The organism is Massilia pseudoviolaceinigra, assembly GCF_030846505.1.
Lineage (GTDB): Bacteria > Pseudomonadota > Gammaproteobacteria > Burkholderiales > Burkholderiaceae_D > Telluria_A > Telluria_A violaceinigra.
Genome location: NZ_JAVCWL010000086.1, coordinates 1 through 1,791, shown reverse-complemented (window position 1 = coordinate 1,791; position 1,791 = coordinate 1). Strand labels below are relative to the sequence as shown.

The 1,791-nt window shown below is 68.1% G+C and carries 1 protein-coding gene; it reads left to right on the top strand.

Going from position 1 to position 1,791, the window contains the following annotated elements:
- The coding region (locus RBA40_RS33120) for a non-ribosomal peptide synthetase (protein ID WP_306653137.1) at window positions 1-1,791 on the top strand (1,791 nt) is incomplete at both ends.

Sequence of the window (1,791 nt, the reverse complement as noted above, 5' to 3'; positions counted from 1 at the left end):
GCGAAGCGCAGCTGCCGTTCGACCTGGCACACGACCGCCTGCTGCGCGCGCGCCTGCTCCAGCGCGAAGGCCACGACCAGGTCCTGCTGATGCTGACCGTGCACCACTGCGTGGCCGACGACTGGTCGGTCCAGCTGCTGATCGACGAACTGGCCGCCGCCTACCATGCGCGGGAACTGGCGCCGCTGCCGATCCAGTATGTCGACTACAGCCTGTGGCAGCGCGACAGCGCCCAGCAGGAACGCAACCGCGCCCAGCTCGACTACTGGCGCACCACCCTGGGCGACGGCAGCTATGTGCTCGACCTGCCGACCGACCGGCCGCGCGCCGCACAACCGGGCGAGGACGCAGGCGCATGCTTCCTGCGCCTGCCGCAACAGCTGGCCGACGACGTGCGCGCCTACGCCGGCGCCCATGGAGCGACCGTGTTCATGGTGCTGCTGGCCGCCCTCAAGATCACCCTGGGCCGCTACGCCGGCCAGCGCGATGTGCGCATCGGCACACCGGTCGCCAACCGCGGCCTGCTCGAAACCCAGGGCCTGATCGGCTGCTTCGTCAATACGCTGGTCATCCGTTGCGACATCGGCCAAGCTTTCGAGCAGCTGCTGGAACAGGTACGCCAGCAGGTCCTCGCGGCCCAGGAAAACCAGGATGTACCGTTCGAGCAGGTAGTCGATGCCTTGGTCGACGACCGCAATTTGGCCCAGACACCACTGTTCCAGGTCCTGTTCGTAATGCAGAACGCCCGGCTCGACGACAGCCGCTGGCCCGGCCTGGCGCTGCGTGAAATCGGCAGCGAAAGCCGCGTCGCCAAGTTCGATCAGAACTGGGAAGTGCATGACGACGGCAAGGCGCTGAGCGTCATGCTCGAATACCGCAGCGCCCTGTTCGACGCCGACACCATGGAACGCTGGCTGGCCCAGTGGCAGCACGTGCTGCAGCAAGCCATCGCCAATGCCCCCGTCGACCTGCTACCGCCGGCCGAGCGCGATCGCCAACTGGTGCAGTGGAACGACACGGCCAAGACCTATCCGGGCCCGCAAACGCTGGTGGCCGCGCTTGACGCCCAATTGGCCGCCAGTCCCGACGCCCCTGCCCTGCTGTGCGAAGGCGCGACGCTGACCTACGCCGGGCTGCATGCGCGCGCCAACCGTCTGGCGCACGCGCTGCGCGCCGAGGGCGTGGGACGCGAGAGCATTGTCGGCGTGTGCATGGAGCGCTCGGCCGACATGGTCGTGGCCCTGGTCGGCATCGCCAAGGCCGGTGCGGCCTACCTGCCGCTCGACCCGCAGCTGCCGGCTGCGCGCATCGCCTTCATGCTTGGCGACGCCACATCGCCGCTGGTACTGACCCAGGCGGCCCTGCTCGAGCGTCTGCCAAAAGCGGTCACGGCCCGTTGCCTCGATGCGGCCTGGCTCGACGCCTACCCGCAGTCGGCTCCGGCCGACATCAACCAGCCGTCGGATCTGGCCTATGTGATCTACACGTCCGGTTCGACCGGCCAGCCCAAGGGCGTGCTCACCGAGCACGCGGCGCTGATGAACCGCCTGCACTGGATGCAGGACAGCTTCGCCATCGGCGCGCAAGACCGCGTGCTGCAAAAGACGCCGTACAGCTTCGACGTATCGGTATGGGAGTTCTTCTGGCCGCTGATGAGCGGCGCCTGCCTGGTCATGGCGCGTCCCGGCGGCCACCAGGACAGCGGCTACCTGGCCGAACTGGTGCGCCAGACCGGCATCACCACGCTGCACTTCGTGCCATCGATGCTGCAAGCCTTCGTGGCCGAACCGG